Below are 17,730 nucleotides of genomic sequence, written 5' to 3'. Positions count from 1 at the left end.
AGCAGGGAGAAGGGTGGCCTGGAGTGACCGCGGAGTCGTTGCGCATCGCTCTCCTCACATACAAGGGCAACCCGTTCTGCGGCGGCCAGGGCGTCTACGTCCGGCACCTCTCGCGTGAACTCGCCCGCCTCGGCCACCGCGTCGAGGTGATCGGCTCCCAGCCCTACCCCGTGCTCGACGCGGGCGAGGACCTGGCCGGCCTGAGCCTGACCGAGCTGCCGAGCCTCGACCTGTACCGCAGCCCCGATCCGTTCCGCACGCCGAAGCGCGACGAGTACCGGGACTGGATCGACGCCGTCGAGGTCGGCACGATGTGGACCGGCGGCTTCCCCGAACCGCTCACGTTCTCGCTGCGCGCCCGCCGCCATCTGCGCGCCCGGCGCGGCGACTTCGACGTCGTCCACGACAACCAGACCCTCGGCTACGGACTGCTCGGCGGCCCCGGCTCCCTCGGCGCCCCGCTCGTGACGACCGTGCACCACCCCATCACCGTGGACCGGCAGCTGGAGCTGGACGCCGCCGAGAACCTCAAGCGGCGCCTGTCGGTGCGCCGCTGGTACGCGTTCACCCGTATGCAGAAGCGGGTCGCGCGCCGCCTGCCGTCCGTGCTCACCGTCTCCGGCACCTCGCGCGAGGAGATAGTCCAGCACCTCGGCGTGCGCCGCGACCGCATCCGCGTGGTCCACATCGGCGCCGACACCGACCTCTTCTCGCCCGACCCGGCCGTGCCCGAGGTCCCGGGCCGCATCGTCACCACCTCCAGCGCCGACGTCCCCCTCAAGGGCCTGGTCTTCCTCGTGGAGGCGCTCGCCAAGGTCCGCGCCGAACAGCCCGCCGCCCACCTCGTCGTCGTCGGCAAGCGCCCCGCCGAGGGGCCGGTCGCCCAGGCGATCGAGCGGTACGGGCTCGAAGGCGCCGTCGAGTTCGTCAAGGGCATCACCGACCAGGAACTCGTGGACCTCGTCCGCTCCGCCCAGATCGCCTGCGTACCGTCGCTGTACGAGGGTTTCTCGCTGCCCGCCGCCGAGGCCATGGCCACCGGCACCCCGCTGGTCGCCACCACGGGCGGCGCCATCCCCGAGGTCGCGGGCCCCGACGGCGAGACCTGCCTCGCGGTGCCCACCGGCGACCCCGGAGCCCTCGCCGCCGCCCTCACCCGCCTGCTCGGCGACGCGCCGCTGCGCGCCCGGCTCGGCGCCGCCGGACGCGCCCGCGTCCTGGACCGCTTCACCTGGGCGCGGGCCGCGCAGGGCACCGCCGAGCTGTACCGGGAAGCCATCGACGCCGCCCGCGGCATCTCCGTACGAACGCCAACGACGACCCCCCAGGAAAGCAGGGCCACGTGCTGACCGTCGACTTCACCCGTTTCCCGCTCGCCGCGGGCGACCGCGTCCTCGATCTCGGGTGCGGGGCCGGACGGCACGCCTTCGAGTGCTACCGGCGCGGGGCCCAGGTCGTCGCGCTCGACCAGAACGGCGAGGAGATCCGCGAGGTCGCCAAGTGGTTCGCCGCGATGAAGGAGGCGGGCGAGGCCCCGGCGGGCGCCACCGCCACCGCCATGGAGGGCGACGCGCTCAACCTGCCGTTCCCCGACGCCTCGTTCGACGTCGTCATCATCAGCGAGGTCATGGAGCACATCCCCGACGACAAGGGCGTCCTCGCCGAGATGGTCCGCGTCCTCAAGCCCGGCGGCCGCATCGCCGTCACCGTGCCGCGCTACGGCCCCGAGAAGGTCTGCTGGGCGCTGTCCGACGAGTACCACGAGGTCGAGGGCGGCCACATCCGCATCTACAAGGCCGACGAACTCCTCGCCAAGATGCGCGAGGCCGGCCTCAAGCCGTACGGCACGCACCACGCGCACGCCCTGCACTCCCCGTACTGGTGGCTCAAGTGCGCGTTCGGCGTCGACAACGACAAGGCGCTGCCCGTGAAGGCGTACCACAAGCTGCTGGTGTGGGACATCATGAAGAAGCCCGCCCTGACCCGCGTCGCCGAGCAACTGCTCAACCCGGTCGTCGGCAAGAGCTTCGTCGCCTACGCCACCAAGCCGCACCTGCCGGCCGGCACCGCCGGCGAGGACACCGCGTGAGCACCCCCGAGCGGACCGAACTCCTCACCCTGGACGGCGTCCTGACGGCCGATCAGGCGGCTCGTACGGTACGCGGACTGCTCGACGTCCAGCGTCCCGACGGCGCCCTGCCCTGGTTCCGCGGCCACCACCTCGACCCGTGGGACCACACCGAGGCCGCCATGGCCCTCGACGTCGCCGGGGAGCACGCCGCCGCCGAGCGCGCCTACGACTGGCTCGCCCGCCACCAGAACGACGACGGCTCCTGGTACGCCGCCTACCAGGACGGCGACCCCCACCAGGTCACCGACCACGGCCGCGAGACCAACTTCGTCGCCTACATAGCCGTCGGCGCCTGGCACCACTACCTGTCCACCGGCGACGACGCCTTCCTGGACCGCATCTGGCCCACCGTGCGCGCCGCCGTCGAGTTCGTGCTGCGGCTCCAGCAGCCCGGCGGGCAGATCGGCTGGAAGCGCGAGGCGGACGGCACGCCCGTCGACGACGCGCTCCTGACAGGCAGTTCGTCCATCCACCACGCGCTGCGCTGCGCCCTCGCCATCGCCGAGCAGCGCGAAGAGGCCCAGCCCGACTGGGAGTTGGCGCTCGGCGCGCTGCGGCACGCCATCCGCCGCCACCCCGAGCGGTTCCTCGACAAGAACCGCTACTCCATGGACTGGTACTACCCCGTGCTCGGCGGCGCCCTGCGCGGCGCCGAGGCCAAGGCCCGTATCGAGGAGCGCTGGGACACCTTCGTCGTGCCCGGCCTCGGCGTGCGCTGTGTCGTGCCCAACCCGTGGGTCACCGGCGGCGAGAGCGCCGAACTCGCGCTCGCGCTGTGGGCGAGCGGCGAGTCCGACCGGGCGCTCACCGTCCTCCAGGACATCCAGCACCTGCGCGACGAGGACAGCGGCCTGTACTGGACGGGCTACGTCTTCGAGGACCGCGCGGTGTGGCCCGCGGAGCTGACCACGTGGACGGCGGGGTCCGTGCTGCTCGCCGTGGCCGCGCTCGGCGGCGACGAGGCCACCTGCTCGGTGTTCGGCGGCGAGCTGCTGCCGTACGGGGTGGAGCCCGACTGCTGCGGCTGACCTCGCGGGAGGGTCAGTAGCGGCGCAGCCGGTTGGCCACGGCGTGGCCGACGAACAGGTAGACGATCGCGGCCAGGCCGTAGCCGGCGACCACCCGCGCCCACGCCTCGTCGAAGGTGAACAGGTCGTGCGACCAGCCGGCCAGCCAGCTCGCCGCGTCGTGGACGAACTGCACCAGGTCGTTGCCCCGGTTCGCGTCCAACAGGTACATGAGGATCCAGAGGCCGAGGATGAAGGCCAGGACGTCAGCGACGATCACGACGACACGGGCGGCTTCGTTGGTGCCTCTGTAGTGCCGGTTCGGAGACATGCTCTCCGTGTTGCCCGCGCCGATGCCCGCAAACCCGTACGGCGGCGCCCCGGTGGCGGCCCCGGCGGGCGCGGGTGAGGCTGCGGCACAGGACAGCCCACCCCCGGAGGTAACCCAGGTGCTCAGCTCCGCCCTGCCCCTGCGCCGCATGTTCGTCGCCGTGCTGCTGTGCGGCACCTTGGTCGCCGGGGCCACCGCCTGCAAGGACGACAAGAACTCCGCCTCCTCCTCGTCGGCCAGTGCGACGAGCACGGCCGAGCGGCAGAAGCTCGCCAAGACCCGGTTCGTGGCCAACGCGGGCCTCGCCGCGGGCGCCACCTACCAGTGGATCGTCAAGCCGTGGCGCGCGGGCACGTTCAAGTCCGGCGCCGACGGCCGCAAGTTCGGGCTCGTCAAGGCGGGCCTCGCGGGCGCGTTCACGTACAACCGGCTCAAGGCGGCGGTGAAGAACGCGCAGGGCGACCCGACGCTCTCCAAGGCGGTCGCCCCGCTCGCCGCCGGCATCGAGTCGCTCAAGGGCCTGCCCGGCAAGCTGCGCAAGGGCGACGGCGTGGACTCGGTCGCCGGGAACTTCGACGACATCATCAAGAACGTCAAGAACGCGGGCAAGGACGCGGGCGCCGAGGTCACCGACAAAGTCCCCTCCACCTCCCAACTCACCAAGGGCTCCTAGGCGTTCAGCTCCGCCAGCGTACGCAGGGTCAGCGGGTCCGGGGACAGGAGCAGCAGGTCCGTCACCGGGCCCGCCCGCCAGCGCTCCAGGCGCTCCGCGATCCGGGCGCGCGGGCCGACGAGGGAGATCTCGTCGGCGAACGCGTCCGGCACCGCGCCCACCGCCTCCTCCCGGCGCCCGGCGGCGAACAGCTCCTGGACGCGGCGGGCCTCGGCCGCGTACCCCATGCGGGCCATCAGGTCGGCGTGGAAGTTACGGGTGGCGTGGCCCATGCCGCCGATGTAGAAGCCGAGCATCGCCTTGACCGGGAGCAGGCCCTCGGCGACGTCGGCGCAGACCTTCGCGCGGGCCATCGGCGCGACCATGAAGCCCTCGGGCGCCCCGGTCAGGGACGGCGTGTAGACGTCCGCGCGCTCCGGCGACCAGTACAGCGGCAGCCAGCCGTCCGCGATGCGCGCGGTCTGCGCGATGTTCTTCGGGCCCTCGGCGCCCAGCAGGACGGGCAGGTCGGCGCGGAGCGGGTGCGTGATGGGCTTGAGCGGCTTGCCGAGCCCGGTGCCGTCGGCGCCCCGGTACGGGTGCGCGTGGAAGGCGCCGTCCACCTCGACGGGCCCCGCGCGCCGCAGCACCTGCCGCACCACGTCCACGTACTCGCGGGTCGCGGTCAGCGGTGAGCGGGGGAAGGGGCGCCCGTACCAGCCCTCCACGACCTGCGGCCCCGACAGGCCGAGCCCGAGCAGGACGCGCCCGCCCGAGAGGTGGTCCAGGGTCAGCGCGTGCATCGCGGTCGTCGTGGGGGAGCGGGCCGCCATCTGCGCGACGGCCGTGCCGAGCCGGATGCGGGAGGTGTGCGCGGCGAACCAGGTCAGCGGGGTGAACGCGTCGCTGCCCCAGGACTCCGCCGTCCACACCGAGTCGTACCCCAACGCCTCGGCCTCGCGTACGAGTTCCAGGTGCCCGGGGTCGGGGCCGCGCCCCCAGTAGCCGAGTGCGAGTCCGAGCCGCATGCCACGCCTCCGATACCTGACGGGCCATCAGTTATCGGCGGACTGTACGCGAAAGGCCCCCCACCCGGAAGACGGGCGGAGGGCCTTCGACGCGGGCCGCGCGGGTCAGCCGCGCTGGATGCCCGAGGTGTCCTGGAGGACGCCGCGGCGCCCGTCCTGCGTCTGGGCGATCAGGCCGGGGCCGCGCTGCTCGACGGCCAAGTACCAGGTACCCGGCGCCAGTTCCGCGATCGGCGCCGGCGAACCGTCCTCCGCGTACAGCGGACGCGGCACCGGCACCGCGAACCAGAACGGCGAGAAGTCGGCGGCCGGCTGACCGCCCTGCGAGCCCTGCTGCGGCGCCGGAGCGGCGGCCTGCTGCGCGTGCGGCTGCTGCCCGTACGGCTGGCCCGCGCCCGGCTGACCGCCGTAGGGCTGGCCCTGCTGCTGCGCGCCCGGGTAGCCGTAGCCGCCCTGCGGCTGGCCGCCGTACGGCTGCGGCTGCTTGGGGCCGGGGGTGCCGAGGAGCGGCGCCTTGAGGGCCGGGACGAGCGGGGTGGCGACCGCCGCGGCGGCCATGACCAGGGTGGCGATCAGCATGAGGATCGAGCCGACGCCGTTGTCCGGGCCGCCCGAGCCGCCGCCCACGTTGTTCGAGCCGCCGGCCGGGTCGAAGATGTTGCCCAGGGCGCCCCAGGCCGCGAAGACGGTCGCGGCGACGCCGAACTGCCCGAGGTCGAGCCCGGCCACCTTGAGCGGCTGCGGCAGACCGCGCGCCACGACGATGAGGACGGCGCCGATGATCCCCGAGAGCACCACGCTCATCAGCAGCGGGCCGCTGCCCCAGGCGTTGGGCATCTCGTAGCTGGTGCCCTTGTCGTCGAAGAGGTCGAGGAACGAGGCGATGAACAGCAACACCGCTGCACCGATCACCACGCCGTCGCCTCTAGTGAGGGAGCGGATATTCACTTCAGGTCCTTCGTCAGTCGTCTCGTCATCAAGGGAGGCGGCGCCAAGCACGGGGGTGGCCCCTCATCGTAGGAAGGACCCTATCGCCCGCCCGACAGGGGTGTCTGCCGAGATCCGCAGGGTGCCCCTACCCGCGCAGGAAACTCACGATTCCCGCCGAGATGCCCTGTGCCGCCTTCTGCCGCCACGTGCCCGAGGTCAGCCGGGCCGCGTCCTGCGAGTCCCTCATGTTGCCGCATTCGATGAACACCTTGGGCACCTTCGACAGGTTCAGCCCGCCGAGGTCGGAGCGGACGTCGAGGCCCGTGCCCCGGCCCACGTAATTCGACGCGGGCTCGCCCGTGACCTGCACGAACTTCCCCGCGAGCCGCTCGCCGAGCGCCCGCGAGGGGCCGACGATCGCCCGGGTGTCCGCGATGCCCGCGTGCACGGATGCGGGAAGGATCACATGGAAGCCGCGGTTTCCCTGCGCCGAGCCGTCCGCGTGCACGGAGACCACCGCGTCCGCCTTGTACCGGTTGCCGATGCGGGCCCGCTCGTCCACGCACGGCCCCCACGCCCGGTCCCCGTCCTGCGTCAACCACACGGTCGCACCCTGCTGTTGGAGCACCGTACGGATGCGGCGGGCGACGTCCAGCGTGAACTGCGCCTCCGTGTATCCCGCGTTGGTCGAGGTGCCCGTCGTGTCGCACGCCTTCGAGCCGTTGCCCACGTTCACGGTGCGATTGATATCGGCCGGGTGCCGAAAGTTCCCCGGATTGTGACCCGGGTCGATGACGACGACCTTGCCCTTGAGCGGCCCCGACAGCGGCCCGCCCGCCGGACGCGAGGGCGCCCCGGTCGCGGAGCGCGCGGCCGAGGGGGACGCCGGCGCCGACGCGGGCGCCGAGGACTTCGCCGAGGGCGCGGGGCTCGACCGGCCCCCGGCGCCCGAGGGCACCGAACCGGCGGGCGATGCGGTGGAGGACTGGCCGGGCGCGGGCAGCACGCGGGGCGGCTCGCTCTCGCCGGGCCCGCTCACCACCTGCCACAGCAGCCAGCCCGCCAGCGCGGTCGGCACGAGGGCCGCGACGGTGAGCAGCACCGGCCTGCCACCGAACCGGCGCCGCCGCTCGGGCGGGCCGCCTCGGTAGTACTCGTCGAATTCGTCCGGGTCCGGTCCTACGTACGACACGCATCGACCTTAACCGCGGTGTCAGATCCCCGGGCCGGTTCGGCGCAGGACGCGCAGCGAGTCGCACTGTGAGACCTCGGTGAACGCGCCGGACGCGAGTGCCCGCAGATACACGCGGTACGGCGCCTGGCCCGTCCACTCGTCGTGCTTGACGGGGAACACGTCGTGGATGACGAGCAGCCCGCCGTCCGCGACATGCGGCGCCCAGCCCTCGTAATCCGCGTTCGCGTGCTCGTCGGTGTGCCCGCCGTCGATGAAGACGAGCCCGAGCGGCCCGCCCCACACCTTCGCCACCTGGGGCGACTTCCCCACGAGCGCCACCACGTGGTCTTCCAGGCCGACCGCGTGCAGCGTCCGCCGGAAGGCCGGCAGGGTGTCCATCAGGCCGACGACCGGGTCGACGGTCTCCGGGTCGTGGAACTCCCAGCCCGGCTGCTGCTCCTCGCTGCCCCGGTGATGGTCCACGGTCAGGGCGCTCACCCCGGCGCCGCGCGCCGCGTCCGCGAGCAGGATCGTCGAGCGCCCGCAGTACGTGCCGACCTCAAGGAGCGGCAGACCGAGCGCCGCCGCCTCGACGGCGGCGGCGTACAGGGCGAGGCCCTCGCCGCGCGGCATGAAGCCCTTCGCGCTCTCGAAGGCGGCGAGCGTGGCGGCGTCCGGCGTCCGGCTTGTGGTGGTCATGCCCACATGCTGCCGTACGCCGGAGCGCCCCCGCTCAGCAGCCCTGCCACAGCCGGGTCATCACCCGCACCCCGAACTTCAGCCCCTCCAGCGGCACCCGCTCGTCCACGCCGTGGAACAGGCGCCCGTAGTCCAGGTCGGCGGGGAGCTTGAGCCCCTTGAACCCGAAGCAGCGGATGCCGAGCTTCGTGAACGCCTTCGCGTCGGTGCCGCCCGGGTTGCAGTACGGCACCGGGTGCCCGTCCGGGTCCTCCGCCCGCACCGCCGCGCACATGGCGTCGACCAGCGGGCCGTCGAAGGAGGTCTCCATGGCGATGTCGTGGTTGACCCAGCGCCGCGACACCGACGGCAGCAGCAGCGCGTCGATCGTGTCGATCAGCTCCTGCTCGTGCCCCGGCAGGAACCGGCCGTCGACGCGCGCGGTCGCCTTCCCCGGGATGACGTTGGTCTGGTACCCGGCGGAGAACATCGTGGGGTTCGCCGAGTTGCGGAGCACGACCTGCATGAAGTCCGACACGTGCCCGAGCTTCGCCAGCTCCGCGTCCAGGTCCTCCGCCTCGAAGTCCAGCTCCACGCCCTGGAGTTCGGCGGCCCGCTCAAGCAGCGCCCGTACGGGTTCGATCAGCCGGACCGGGAACGTGTGGCGGCCGATGCGGGTCAGCGACTCGGCGAGGTCGGTGACCGCGTTCTCGTCGTTGGGCGAGGAGCCGTGGCCCGCGCGCCCGTTCGCCGTCAGCTCCATCCACGCCATGCCGCGCTGCGCGTTCTCGATGGGGTAGAGACGCCGGTCGCCGTCGAGCGCGTACGAGAAACCGCCGCCCTCCCCGATGGCCTCGGTGACGCCGTCGAACAGGTCGGGCCGGTGCTCCACGAGCCAGTGCGCGCCGAACTTGCCGCCCGCCTCCTCGTCCGCGAGGAACGCGAGCACGAGATCGCGGGCCGGCCGCGTCCCCGTACGGGCGAAGTGGCGGGCGGTGGCGAGCATGACCGCCACCGTGTCCTTCATGTCGATGGCGCCCCGGCCCCACAGATAGCCGTCGCGGATCTCACCGGAGAACGGCGGGACCTGCCACTCGGCCGCGTCGGCGGGCACGACGTCCAGATGGCCGTGGACGAGGAGCGCGCCGCGCGTGCGGTCGGCACCCTCGATCCGGGCGAAGACGTTGGCCCGGCCGGGCGCGCTCTCCACCAGCTCGGAGCCGATGCCGGCCTCGGCGAGCCGGGCCACGACCCAGTCGGCGCAGGCCCGCTCGTCACTGGTCGGGTTGGAGGTGTCGAAGCGGATCAGATCGGCGCACAGCTCGACGGCCTCGCGCTGCGCTTCTTCCGTGGCCAGGGTGGTCATGCCGCTCCTACGGGGGTGTGCTCGGCGGCGACGGGGAGCGCGTCGTCCCCGTCGTCGGCCAGGGTGGTGGTGCCGTACGTCCTGATCCAGCCGAGCAGTCCGAGCACGGTGTACAGGACGAACGCGGTGGCCAGGGAGTTCAGGGCCGGGATGCCGCCGTCGTAGAACTTGCCGACGCAGAACGCGGCGGCCCAGATCACGAGGGAGAGCGGCACCCAGGTCGGGGAGGTCGCGGGCAGCGTGCCGGCCGCGCGGGTCGCGTCGAGCGGGGCCCGCATCCGGCGCACCACCCAGTACTCGGCGACGATGATGCCGCCGATGGGCGGGATGGCGACGCCGAGCACCGACAGGAACTCGGTGAAGTGCGTCATGATGCCGACCGCCGACAGGGCGGTGCCCGCGACGCCGAGCGCGATGGTGACCGCGCCCCGGTGCAGGCGCTTGCCGAAGACGACCTGGAAGAAGTTGACGACGCCGAGCGAGGACCCGTACAGGTTCCAGTCGTTGATCTTCGCGGTGGACATCAGGACGACGAGGACGCCGAAGACGCCGGAGGTCGAGAGCACGATGTGCGAGACCTCGCTGCTCTTGACCATGTGGCCGAGGAGCACGCCGGTCAGGCCCACGATGTACTCGGAGAGGATCATCGAGGACGCCGTCTGCAGGAAGACGTGGCTGCCCTTCTTGTTGTAGCGGGTCATCTCGGGGGCGACGATCGCGCCCGTCATGTAGCCGCCCGCGATGGCGGTGGCGGCGACGGACAGCGGGATGGCCTGGCCGGGCGGCGGCGAGCTGATCAGGTCGCTCAGCGAGTGCTTGCCCAGCGCGTCGATCACCGACCAGGCGACCATGGCGAAGAACAGCGGGGTGACGATCTTGGCGAAGACGGCCATGTACCGGAACCCGAAGATCACCAGGACCGTGATGGCGAGCCCGGCCGCGATGCACCACAGCCAGGACGGCCCGCCGACCAGCGACGACACACTGTTGCCGAAGATCGTGTTCTGCACGCCGAACCAGCCGACGAGGCTGACCGCGATCACGAAGCTGACCAGCGCCGAACCATTGCGCCCGAAGCCGACCCAGCGCGTCAGCAGCGGCGTCGCCAGGCCCTCGCGCATGCCCGCCATGCCGATGAGGAAGATGACGACCTCAAGGATGACCGCGCCGAGCGTGAACGCCAGGAACGCGTTCCCGAAGGTCATGCCCACGCCGATGGTCGCGCCGAGCGTGAACTGCGAGATCGAGCCGGACTGGGCGAGCCACTGGAGCAGCATCGTCCAGAAGCCGAGCCGCTTGTCGGCGGGGACTCTGGACAGCGCGTAGTCGTCGCTGCCCACGTGCTTCTTGGTGGTGGCCATGGGTCACGACTCCGAGGGTGCGTTGCCGAGGGTCTGCAAATGGGCGAGCGAGCCGTACCGGCGCACGAGGGCGTCGAACTCGTCCGCGTCGTGGAAGTCGAGGCGCCCGCCGCCGTACGCCTTCGCGGTCTCGACGGCGAACCGGGCGGCGGCGGCGATGTCGGCCTCGTGGCTCGCGCCGGTCTGGCAGCCGGGCACCGCCGCGGCCGAGGTCACCGCGAGCCCCACGACCGGCGCGGCCGTCGCCGTGGCGGGCTGGAGGATCGAATTGATGTGGTGTGCCCCATTACCGTACGGGGTGATGTCCTGCGTGGTCACCGGGTACGTGACCAACGGCTCACCCGTGACGACCGCGAGCAGTTCGCCCAGCTCCTCGCTGACCCGCAGCACCCACCCCTCCTTGACGGTCGGGGACAGGGCGAGGCCCTTGTGGTTGATGATGCGGTTGCCCTTGGTGGTGTCGATGGAGAGCACGGCCTCCATCTCGGAGGTCACCTCGTGCCGGTTCATCGTCGCTATGTCGACCGGCGAGTCCATGAACGGCACCGGATCGTGCGGCGCGGTCGGCGCGTCCGGGCAGATATGTGTGGCGATCACCACGTCCCCGTCGAGCACGTCGCCCTTGCGGCGCATGTCGAGGAGCTTCGCGGCGGCGGCCAGCGCGGCGGCGGCGCCGTCCGCGTCCGAGACGAGCCCGGTCATCTCCGGGCGCGCGCCGACCCCGCCGAGCCGGCCGACGATCCCGAGCGTACGGGCACCGCCGCCGCGGGAGCGGCCCTTCGCGCCGGGGACGCGGACCAGGACGAAGTCGGTCGAGCCGCGCTCGCCCTCGACCGTGGTGACCTCCGCGCCCGAGCCGCCGGGACCCGCGAGGGAGTCGAGGTAGGCCACGGCGCGCTTGCCGTCGGCGTCGGGATCGTCGAGCAGGTCGACGACATCCAGGACGTACTTCAACATGCGGGTTTCCCTCTTCCCTGCTGGGCCGCGCCGGGCGACGGCGCCGGAGCCGATACCGGTGCTGACAGCAGGGTCGGGATCCGCTAGCGTTGTCGGCAACTGTTTCCCGCTATTTGCAATTCAGGTCTGGATGGTGAGATGGCGTGGCGGAGATCCCGCTCGACCGGAAGACCCCGGCCGGCGCGCTCCAGACCGTCGACCGGGCCCTGCTCGTGCTGCTGGCCTTCGAGCGGACCCGGCCCGACTGGGGCGTGACCGAGGTCGCCGCCGAGTTCGGCTGGGACACCTCCGTCGCGCAGCGCCTGCTCTCGACGCTGGCCGGGCGCGGCTTCCTGGTCTCCGACCCGGCGACCCGGCGCTACCGCATCGGGCCCGCCGTGCTCCGCCTCGGCCGCCTCTGGGAGCGCTCCGGCTCCCTGGAACTGCTCGCCGGACCCGTCCTCGACGAACTGCGGGCGGCGACCGGCGACACCGTCCTGTTCTGCCTGCCCGACAGCTTCCACATGCGGTGCGTGGCCGCCGTCGAGGGCGAGGAGGGGCCACTGCGCTACTACCCGCTGGTCGGCGAGCTGTACCCGGCGCACGCGGGCGCCACCAGCAAGTCGTACTACGCCTACCTCCCCGACGAGCAGCGCCACCGCCTCTTCCGGGGCCGGCCCATGGCGCGCTTCACCGAGCGCACCGTCACCGACCCCGACGAGCTGGAACGGGAATTCCTCGCCGTGCGCGCCCAGGGGTACGCGTGGACGGTCGGCGAGTACGACGCCGGGATCGGCACGGTCGCCGTCCCCGTCTTCCTCGGACGCGAGCCGTACGGGAGTCTCAGCCTCGGCGCCGCGAAGGAACGCTTCCCGAACGGCCCCGGCGACCGCCTCGACGTGCTGCGCCGCGCCGCCCGCCTCCTGGAGCAGCGCCTCACCCACCCGCCGCAGCGCACCCGGCGTGCCCGCGCCGCCGACTGACCCTTTTACCTGTACCGCCCGTCGTCAGGAGTGACCCGTCCCATGAACCTGCTGCTGCTCTCCAACTCCACCCAGTACGGCCGGGGTTACCTGGAGCACGCCCTCGACACCGTCACCGGCTTCCTGCCCGCGCGGGCCCGCCTCGCGTTCGTCCCGTACGCCCTCGCCGACCACGACGCCTACACCGCGCGGGTGCGGGGGGCGCTGGACGGCACCGGGATCGAGGTACGGGGCGTGCACGAGGGCGCCGACCCGGTGGCCGAACTCGGGGCCGCCGACGCGGTGTTCATCGGCGGGGGCAACTCCTTCCGGCTGCTCAGCGCGCTGTACCGGACCGGGTTGCGGGGCGCGGTGACGGAGGCGGTGCGGGCGGGGCTGCCGTACATGGGGGCCAGCGCCGGGACGAACATGGCGGCGCCGACGCTGCGGACCACCAATGACATGCCGATCGTCGAGCCGCCGTCGTTCGAGGCGCTGGGGCTCGTGCCGTTCCAGATCAACCCGCATTATCTGGACGCCGATCCCGGCTCCACGCACAAGGGGGAGACGCGGGAGGAGCGGCTCACGGAGTTCCTCGAGGAGAACGACGTGCCTGTGCTGGGGCTCCGCGAGGGGGCGTGGTTGCGGGTCGCCGGGGCGGGGGCCGTCGTGGACGGGGTGGGGGCGGCGCCGGGGCGGTTGTTCCTGCGGGGGCGTGAGCCGCGTGAACTCGCCGCCGGCGCGGATGTCTCCGACCTCTTGTCGGCTTCCCCGCGCTTTGACATCCGTCCCTGAGCGTTCCGCTCCGCGTGCGGCCCGCTTATGGCTGAGGTTCGCGCAGTTCCCCGCGCCCCTATCGGGGCACGACCGTGCGTGGTCACCTGCGGCTGCGTCGTGGCTGGTCGCGCAGTTCCCCGCGCCCCTGGGGGGTTCTCCGGGTGAGGGCCGCTGGCCTGAACGTCGCGCAGTTCCCCGCGCCCCTGTCGGGGCGCGACCTGCGGGTGCGTGGGGGCCGGCTCTCAGGTGGTGAGGCGTAGCGCGCGGGCCACGTCGGCGGTGGAGGCCGAGGTCTGGGTCGAGGTGTAGCCGTCGCTCATGGAGGCGTTGAGGTCTTTGAGCCCATTGCCGCTGAGAGTGATCACGACCGTCTGGCCCGGGGCAAGGTCTCCTCTGCGGTGCCGATCGAGAACGCCGGCTATACCGGCGGCCGAGGCGGGCTCGGCGAAGACCCCGTCGTGACGGGCGACCGCGCGGTAGGCGTCAAAGATCTGTTCGTCGGTCACCGCGCAGATCAAACCATGGGACTCGTCGCGGGCGCTGATGGCGCCGTTCCACGTCGCCGGGTGCCCGACGCGTATCGCGCTCGCCAGGGTTTCGGGCGCAGCGACAGGTGTGCCGTGGACGAGTGGTGCCGCACCCGCGGCCTGGAATCCCCAGATCTGGGGCAGATTTCGGATGAGGCCGGCGTCGGCATAGGTCTGATAACCGCCCCAGGTGGCGGTGATGTTGCCGCCGTTGCCCACCGGCAGACAGTGAATGTCCGGCGCAGCTCCCAGTGCGTCGATGACTTCGTAGGAGACTGTCCTCTGCCCCGCCAGCCGCCATTGGTTGTTCACTGAGTTGACCAACTCGACGGGATGATGACTCGCAAGATCGCGGGCGATCCGGAGGCAGTCGTCGAAGGTTCCGGCGACCTCGACGATCTCCGCCCCGTACCGCACGGCCTGGGCGAGCTTGCCCAGCGCGATCGCCCCCTTGGGAACCAGCACGGCGCACGCGATGCCCGCGCGGGCCGCGTAGGCGGCTGCCGAAGCGCTCGTGTTGCCCGTCGAGGCGCAAATGGCAGCCTCGGCACCCTTCCCCGCCGCATTGCTCATGGCCACGGTCATCCCCCGATCCTTGAACGACCCGGTGGGGTTGGCGCCCTCGACTTTCAGCCAGACGTCACACTCTGTCAGCGAGGACAGGTGATCCGAGCGGAGCAAGGGGGTGTTGCCCTCGTGCAGCGACACCACGGGGGTGTCGTCGGCGACCGGCAGCCAACGCCGATAGTCACTGTTCATCAGGCCATGCCAGATACTCATGGCGGGACTGTAACATTCGTTTCATCGAATGGCGTACGGCCGAGTTGATGTAACATTCGGCAGTGTGGAATCCGACATCCTGGTGACCCGTCTCGGCGAGGTCTATCCCGAGCTGCCCCCTGGTGAGCGGGCGGTCGTCCGTGTACTGCTCGACGACTATCCGTTCGCGGCACTCGGCTCGCTCCGGGCGCTCGCGGATCGCGCCGGGGTCAGCCCGCCGACCGCCTCGCGTCTGGTCAGCCGCCTGGGCTTCAGCAGCTTCGCCGCATTCCAGAGCGCCGTGCGGGCCGGCGCCCAGAAACAGGACCACTCACGGCTCCGTGAGTTCATCACTCAGCAACCCGACACCTGCCAAGCGGCAGAGGACCTGCGGACCGGCATGGAAGAAACCCTGGCCGCCGTGACCGAGCCCCTGCTCGCGACGACCGCCGACCGCCTGGCCGAGGCAGGCGGGGTGTGGGCTCTCGGTGGCCCCTTGAGTGAACTTGCCGCGGAGTACCTGATCCGCCAGCTCGCGGGCCTTCGGCCGGGCGCACACCGCGTCCCCGAATCCCCATCCGCACGGGCCCGCGCCCTGCTCGACATGGGGCCGTCCGATGTGGTCGTCGCCTACGACTTTCGTCGCTACTCCGCCGACACCGCACGCTACGTCCACGCAGCCCGATCCCGTGGCGCCCGCCTGATCCTGATCACAGACGCCTGGGCATCACCCCTCGCGGACCAAGCCGAAGTACTGATCCGCCTCCCGCGCGAGGCAGCGGGACCCATCGCACCCCTCACCCACGAAATCGCCCTCACTGAACTCATCCTCGTCGCCACCGCCACCCGCCTCGCCCCTGCCACCCGCCTCGCCGACCTGGATGCACTGACCCACGAACTCGCACCCCCTGCCCCCTGAGTCCAAGGCGGCCCGCCAGGGTGAACGCCGCCGCATTCCGCCGGACAGGACCCAGAAGAGTTCTCCGGGCGAGGTCCGCCGGCCCGAACGTCGCGCAGTTCCCCGCGCCCCTGTCGGGGCGCGACCGTGCGGGGTCACCTGCGGGCCGGTGGGGCTTCTCGCGCAGTTCCCCGCGCCCCTGGAGGGGCGACTACGTCGCCACCTCCCCCTGGGGAGCTGGGGCGAAGCCCCGCTTCCCCAGGGGTGCGGGGAACTGCGCGAAAGGCGGTCACCGTAAGAGGGCTACCGCACACGTTCCGGCAGTGGGGCCAGTGGGAGGTCTACCTGGACGGGGGCCAGATCCCCATGGTGCGTCGCCGCGGAGGCACGCGGCGCATGACCCGGCGCCGTCGCGGCAAGGACGTAAGACCCCCCGGACGGGACGTCCAGCGCGTACCGCCCGTCACCCCCACTGAGCGCCGCCCCGGCCTGCCGCCCCCGCCGATCGATGAGAGTCACCTTGGCATGCGCGACAGGCAACCCCGCCGCATCCAACACCTGCCCCCAGAAATGCGCCCCCGCGCTCCCGGCGTTCCCCGCGCTGACGGCGTCGTCCTCGCTGCTGGCCCGCAACTGGACGACCGCCACCCGCCGCTTCGGCAGCAGCAATGCAAGGAGAACCCCGACCGCGACGGCCCCCGTGGCGATGAGGAACGAGACGCGGAAGCCGTGCAGGGACGGAACGGCCACCCCGTGCATGTCGTTCGCCGTGTTGGCGAGCACCATCCCGATCACCGCCGACGACACGGACGTACCGATGGACCGCATCAGCGTGTTCAGCCCGTTCGCCGCCCCCGTCTCGGAGGGATCGACCGCACCGATGATCAGCGCCGGCAGGGACGAGTACGCGAGGCCGATGCCCGCGCCGACGACGACCGCGATGATGATCGTCTGCCAGGGGGCGCTCATCAGGCCGAGCCCCGTGCCGTAGCCGACCGCGATGACCAGCATGCCGAGGATCAGCGTGACCTTCGGGCCGAAGCGCGCCGACAGCCGGGCGTACAGCGGCGCCGTGAACATCATGGTCAGGCCGAGCGGCGCCACGCACAGCCCGGCGACGACCATCGACTGCCCGAGCCCGTACCCCGTCGCCTTCGGGAGCTGGAGCAGCTGCGGCAGGACGAGGGAGATGGCGTAGAAGGCGACGCCGACCATGATCGAGGCGAGGTTCGTCAGGAGCACCTCGCGGCGCGCGGTCGTACGGAGATCGACCAGCGGCGCCTTCATCCGCAGCTCCATGACGCCCCAGCCGAGCAGGACGACGAGCGCGGCGGCGAACAGGCCGAGCGTCGTGCCGCTGGACCAGCCCCAGTCGCTGCCCTTGGTGATCGGCAGCAGGAAGAGGACCAGGCCGAGGGAGAGGCCGAGCGCGCCCGCCACGTCGAACGTGCCCCGCGCGCGCAGCGGGCTCTCCGGCACGACGAGCAGCGTGAGCACGATGGAGACGACGCCGAGGGCGGCGGCGCCGAAGAACAGGGCGTGCCAGTCCGCGTGCTGCGCGACGAGCGCGGCGAGCGGCAGCGCGAGCCCGCCGCCGACGCCGATGGACGAGGACATGAGCGCCATCGCCGAGCCGAGCTTCTCCGGCGGCAGCATGTCGCGCATCAGGCCGATGCCGAGCGGAATGGCGCCCATGGCGAAGCCCTGGAGGGCGCGGCCGCCGATCATCACGAGCAGTTGATCGGTGAAACCGCAGATCAGCGAGCCGACGACCATGATGGCGAGGCTGGCGAGCAGCATCCGGCGCTTGCCGGCGAGGTCGCCGAGGCGGCCCATGATCGGGGTGGCGACGGCCCCGGCGAGCAGGGTCGCGGTCATCACCCAGGTCGCGTTGGAGGGGGCGGTCGACAGCAGCTCGGGCAGATCCTTGATCACCGGCACGAGCAGCGTCTGCATGACGGCCACGACGATGCCGGCGAAGGCGAGGACGGGGACGACGCCGCCTGCGGGGCGGGGTGGGGTCGTCGGCTGGGTCATGACGGAGGGCCTCCGGAGGCAGGGCGGTTCGGGGGTCGCGTACGACGGGAGCGGGCGGTTGCGTGTACGTCGAACCGGTTTCCCCGGGCGACTATTCCGACGATCGTCGTACGAGCGGGAACCTTTACCCCCTCATTACGTCACCGCCCGATGAACGGTCGTTTCTGACTGGGCGT

General features: G+C 71.9%; 17 protein-coding genes. 7 read left to right on the top strand and 10 right to left on the bottom strand.

Annotated elements, in window-relative coordinates:
• The first annotated feature begins 23 nt into the window (after nucleotides 1-23).
• Genes ACZ7LY_RS03435 through ACZ7LY_RS03425 form a run of 3 tightly spaced genes read left to right on the top strand, consistent with a single transcriptional unit; the run spans nucleotide 24 to nucleotide 3,159 of the window.
• On the top strand, nucleotides 24-1,349 hold the full coding sequence (locus ACZ7LY_RS03435) for a glycosyltransferase family 4 protein (RefSeq protein WP_471622807.1): 1,326 nt from the start codon (nucleotides 24-26) through the stop codon (nucleotides 1,347-1,349).
• Complete coding sequence (locus ACZ7LY_RS03430) at nucleotides 1,343-2,089, top strand: class I SAM-dependent methyltransferase (protein WP_471622806.1); 747 nt, start codon at nucleotides 1,343-1,345, stop codon at nucleotides 2,087-2,089. Before ACZ7LY_RS03435 ends, ACZ7LY_RS03430 begins: the two co-directional genes overlap by 7 nt.
• On the top strand, nucleotides 2,086-3,159 hold the full coding sequence (locus ACZ7LY_RS03425) for a prenyltransferase (RefSeq protein ID WP_471622805.1): 1,074 nt from the start codon (nucleotides 2,086-2,088) through the stop codon (nucleotides 3,157-3,159). Before ACZ7LY_RS03430 ends, ACZ7LY_RS03425 begins: the two co-directional genes overlap by 4 nt.
• A 13-nt stretch (nucleotides 3,160-3,172) precedes the next feature.
• Here the strand turns inward: ACZ7LY_RS03425 and ACZ7LY_RS03420 are convergent, their stop codons facing one another.
• The gene (locus ACZ7LY_RS03420; protein ID WP_471622804.1) at nucleotides 3,173-3,469 is read right to left on the bottom strand and encodes a hypothetical protein; all 297 of its coding nucleotides are present in this window, start codon (nucleotides 3,467-3,469) and stop codon (nucleotides 3,173-3,175) included.
• Between the two features lie 148 nt (nucleotides 3,470-3,617).
• Between ACZ7LY_RS03420 and ACZ7LY_RS03415 the strand changes: the two genes are divergently transcribed.
• The gene (locus ACZ7LY_RS03415; protein WP_471623124.1) at nucleotides 3,618-4,142 is read left to right on the top strand and encodes a hypothetical protein; all 525 of its coding nucleotides are present in this window, start codon (nucleotides 3,618-3,620) and stop codon (nucleotides 4,140-4,142) included.
• Here the strand turns inward: ACZ7LY_RS03415 and ACZ7LY_RS03410 are convergent.
• From ACZ7LY_RS03410 to ACZ7LY_RS03380, 7 genes are all read right to left on the bottom strand, one after another.
• The gene (locus ACZ7LY_RS03410) at nucleotides 4,139-5,149 is read right to left on the bottom strand and encodes an LLM class F420-dependent oxidoreductase (RefSeq protein ID WP_471622803.1); all 1,011 of its coding nucleotides are present in this window, start codon (nucleotides 5,147-5,149) and stop codon (nucleotides 4,139-4,141) included. The two genes, ACZ7LY_RS03415 and ACZ7LY_RS03410, sit on opposite strands and share 4 nt — an antisense overlap.
• Before the next feature lie 105 nt (nucleotides 5,150-5,254).
• Entirely contained in the window at nucleotides 5,255-6,097 is an 843-nt protein-coding gene (locus ACZ7LY_RS03405) for a hypothetical protein (protein ID WP_471622802.1), read from the bottom strand.
• A gap of 127 nt (nucleotides 6,098-6,224) precedes the next feature.
• The gene (locus tag ACZ7LY_RS03400) at nucleotides 6,225-7,271 is read right to left on the bottom strand and encodes an N-acetylmuramoyl-L-alanine amidase (RefSeq protein WP_471622801.1); all 1,047 of its coding nucleotides are present in this window, start codon (nucleotides 7,269-7,271) and stop codon (nucleotides 6,225-6,227) included.
• Nucleotides 7,272-7,292: 21 nt separating this feature from the next.
• Complete coding sequence (locus ACZ7LY_RS03395; protein ID WP_471622800.1) at nucleotides 7,293-7,952, bottom strand: class I SAM-dependent methyltransferase; 660 nt, start codon at nucleotides 7,950-7,952, stop codon at nucleotides 7,293-7,295.
• Between the two features lie 34 nt (nucleotides 7,953-7,986).
• A complete protein-coding gene (locus ACZ7LY_RS03390) occupies nucleotides 7,987-9,297 on the bottom strand; it encodes a M20/M25/M40 family metallo-hydrolase (RefSeq protein WP_471622799.1) in 1,311 nt (436 codons plus the stop codon).
• Nucleotides 9,294-10,658, bottom strand: coding sequence for a cytosine permease (locus tag ACZ7LY_RS03385; protein ID WP_471622798.1), 1,365 nt, complete (start codon nucleotides 10,656-10,658; stop codon nucleotides 9,294-9,296). The genes ACZ7LY_RS03390 and ACZ7LY_RS03385 overlap by 4 nt, the downstream gene beginning before the upstream one ends.
• Before the next feature lie 3 nt (nucleotides 10,659-10,661).
• The gene (locus tag ACZ7LY_RS03380; RefSeq protein ID WP_471622797.1) at nucleotides 10,662-11,615 is read right to left on the bottom strand and encodes a DUF1177 domain-containing protein; all 954 of its coding nucleotides are present in this window, start codon (nucleotides 11,613-11,615) and stop codon (nucleotides 10,662-10,664) included.
• A gap of 143 nt (nucleotides 11,616-11,758) precedes the next feature.
• Here ACZ7LY_RS03380 and ACZ7LY_RS03375 point away from each other — a divergent pair, with 143 nt between their 5' ends.
• Nucleotides 11,759-12,577, top strand: coding sequence for an IclR family transcriptional regulator (locus ACZ7LY_RS03375; protein ID WP_471622796.1), 819 nt, complete (start codon nucleotides 11,759-11,761; stop codon nucleotides 12,575-12,577).
• A 42-nt stretch (nucleotides 12,578-12,619) separates the two neighbouring features.
• Nucleotides 12,620-13,351, top strand: coding sequence for a dipeptidase PepE (gene pepE / locus ACZ7LY_RS03370; RefSeq protein ID WP_471622795.1), 732 nt, complete (start codon nucleotides 12,620-12,622; stop codon nucleotides 13,349-13,351).
• 224 nt (nucleotides 13,352-13,575) lie between these two features.
• On the opposite strand, the gene thrC is transcribed toward pepE, so the two are convergent.
• Nucleotides 13,576-14,640, bottom strand: coding sequence for a threonine synthase (gene thrC, locus ACZ7LY_RS03365; RefSeq protein WP_471622794.1), 1,065 nt, complete (start codon nucleotides 14,638-14,640; stop codon nucleotides 13,576-13,578).
• A gap of 64 nt (nucleotides 14,641-14,704) precedes the next feature.
• On the opposite strand from thrC, the gene ACZ7LY_RS03360 reads away from it, so the two are divergent.
• Nucleotides 14,705-15,538 carry a MurR/RpiR family transcriptional regulator gene (locus ACZ7LY_RS03360; RefSeq protein ID WP_471622793.1) on the top strand — a complete coding sequence of 278 codons (834 nt, stop codon included), beginning with the start codon at nucleotides 14,705-14,707 and terminating at the stop codon, nucleotides 15,536-15,538.
• A 282-nt stretch (nucleotides 15,539-15,820) separates the two neighbouring features.
• On the opposite strand, the gene ACZ7LY_RS03355 is transcribed toward ACZ7LY_RS03360, so the two are convergent.
• A complete protein-coding gene (locus ACZ7LY_RS03355; protein ID WP_471622792.1) occupies nucleotides 15,821-17,554 on the bottom strand; it encodes an MFS transporter in 1,734 nt (577 codons plus the stop codon).
• Between the last annotated feature and the right edge of the window lie 176 nt (nucleotides 17,555-17,730).

The sequence above is a fragment of the Streptomyces sp. NPDC107550 genome (assembly GCF_055639095.1).
The sequence above is the reverse complement of the archived record's forward strand: the minus strand, read 5'-3'. Positions and strand labels throughout refer to the sequence as shown.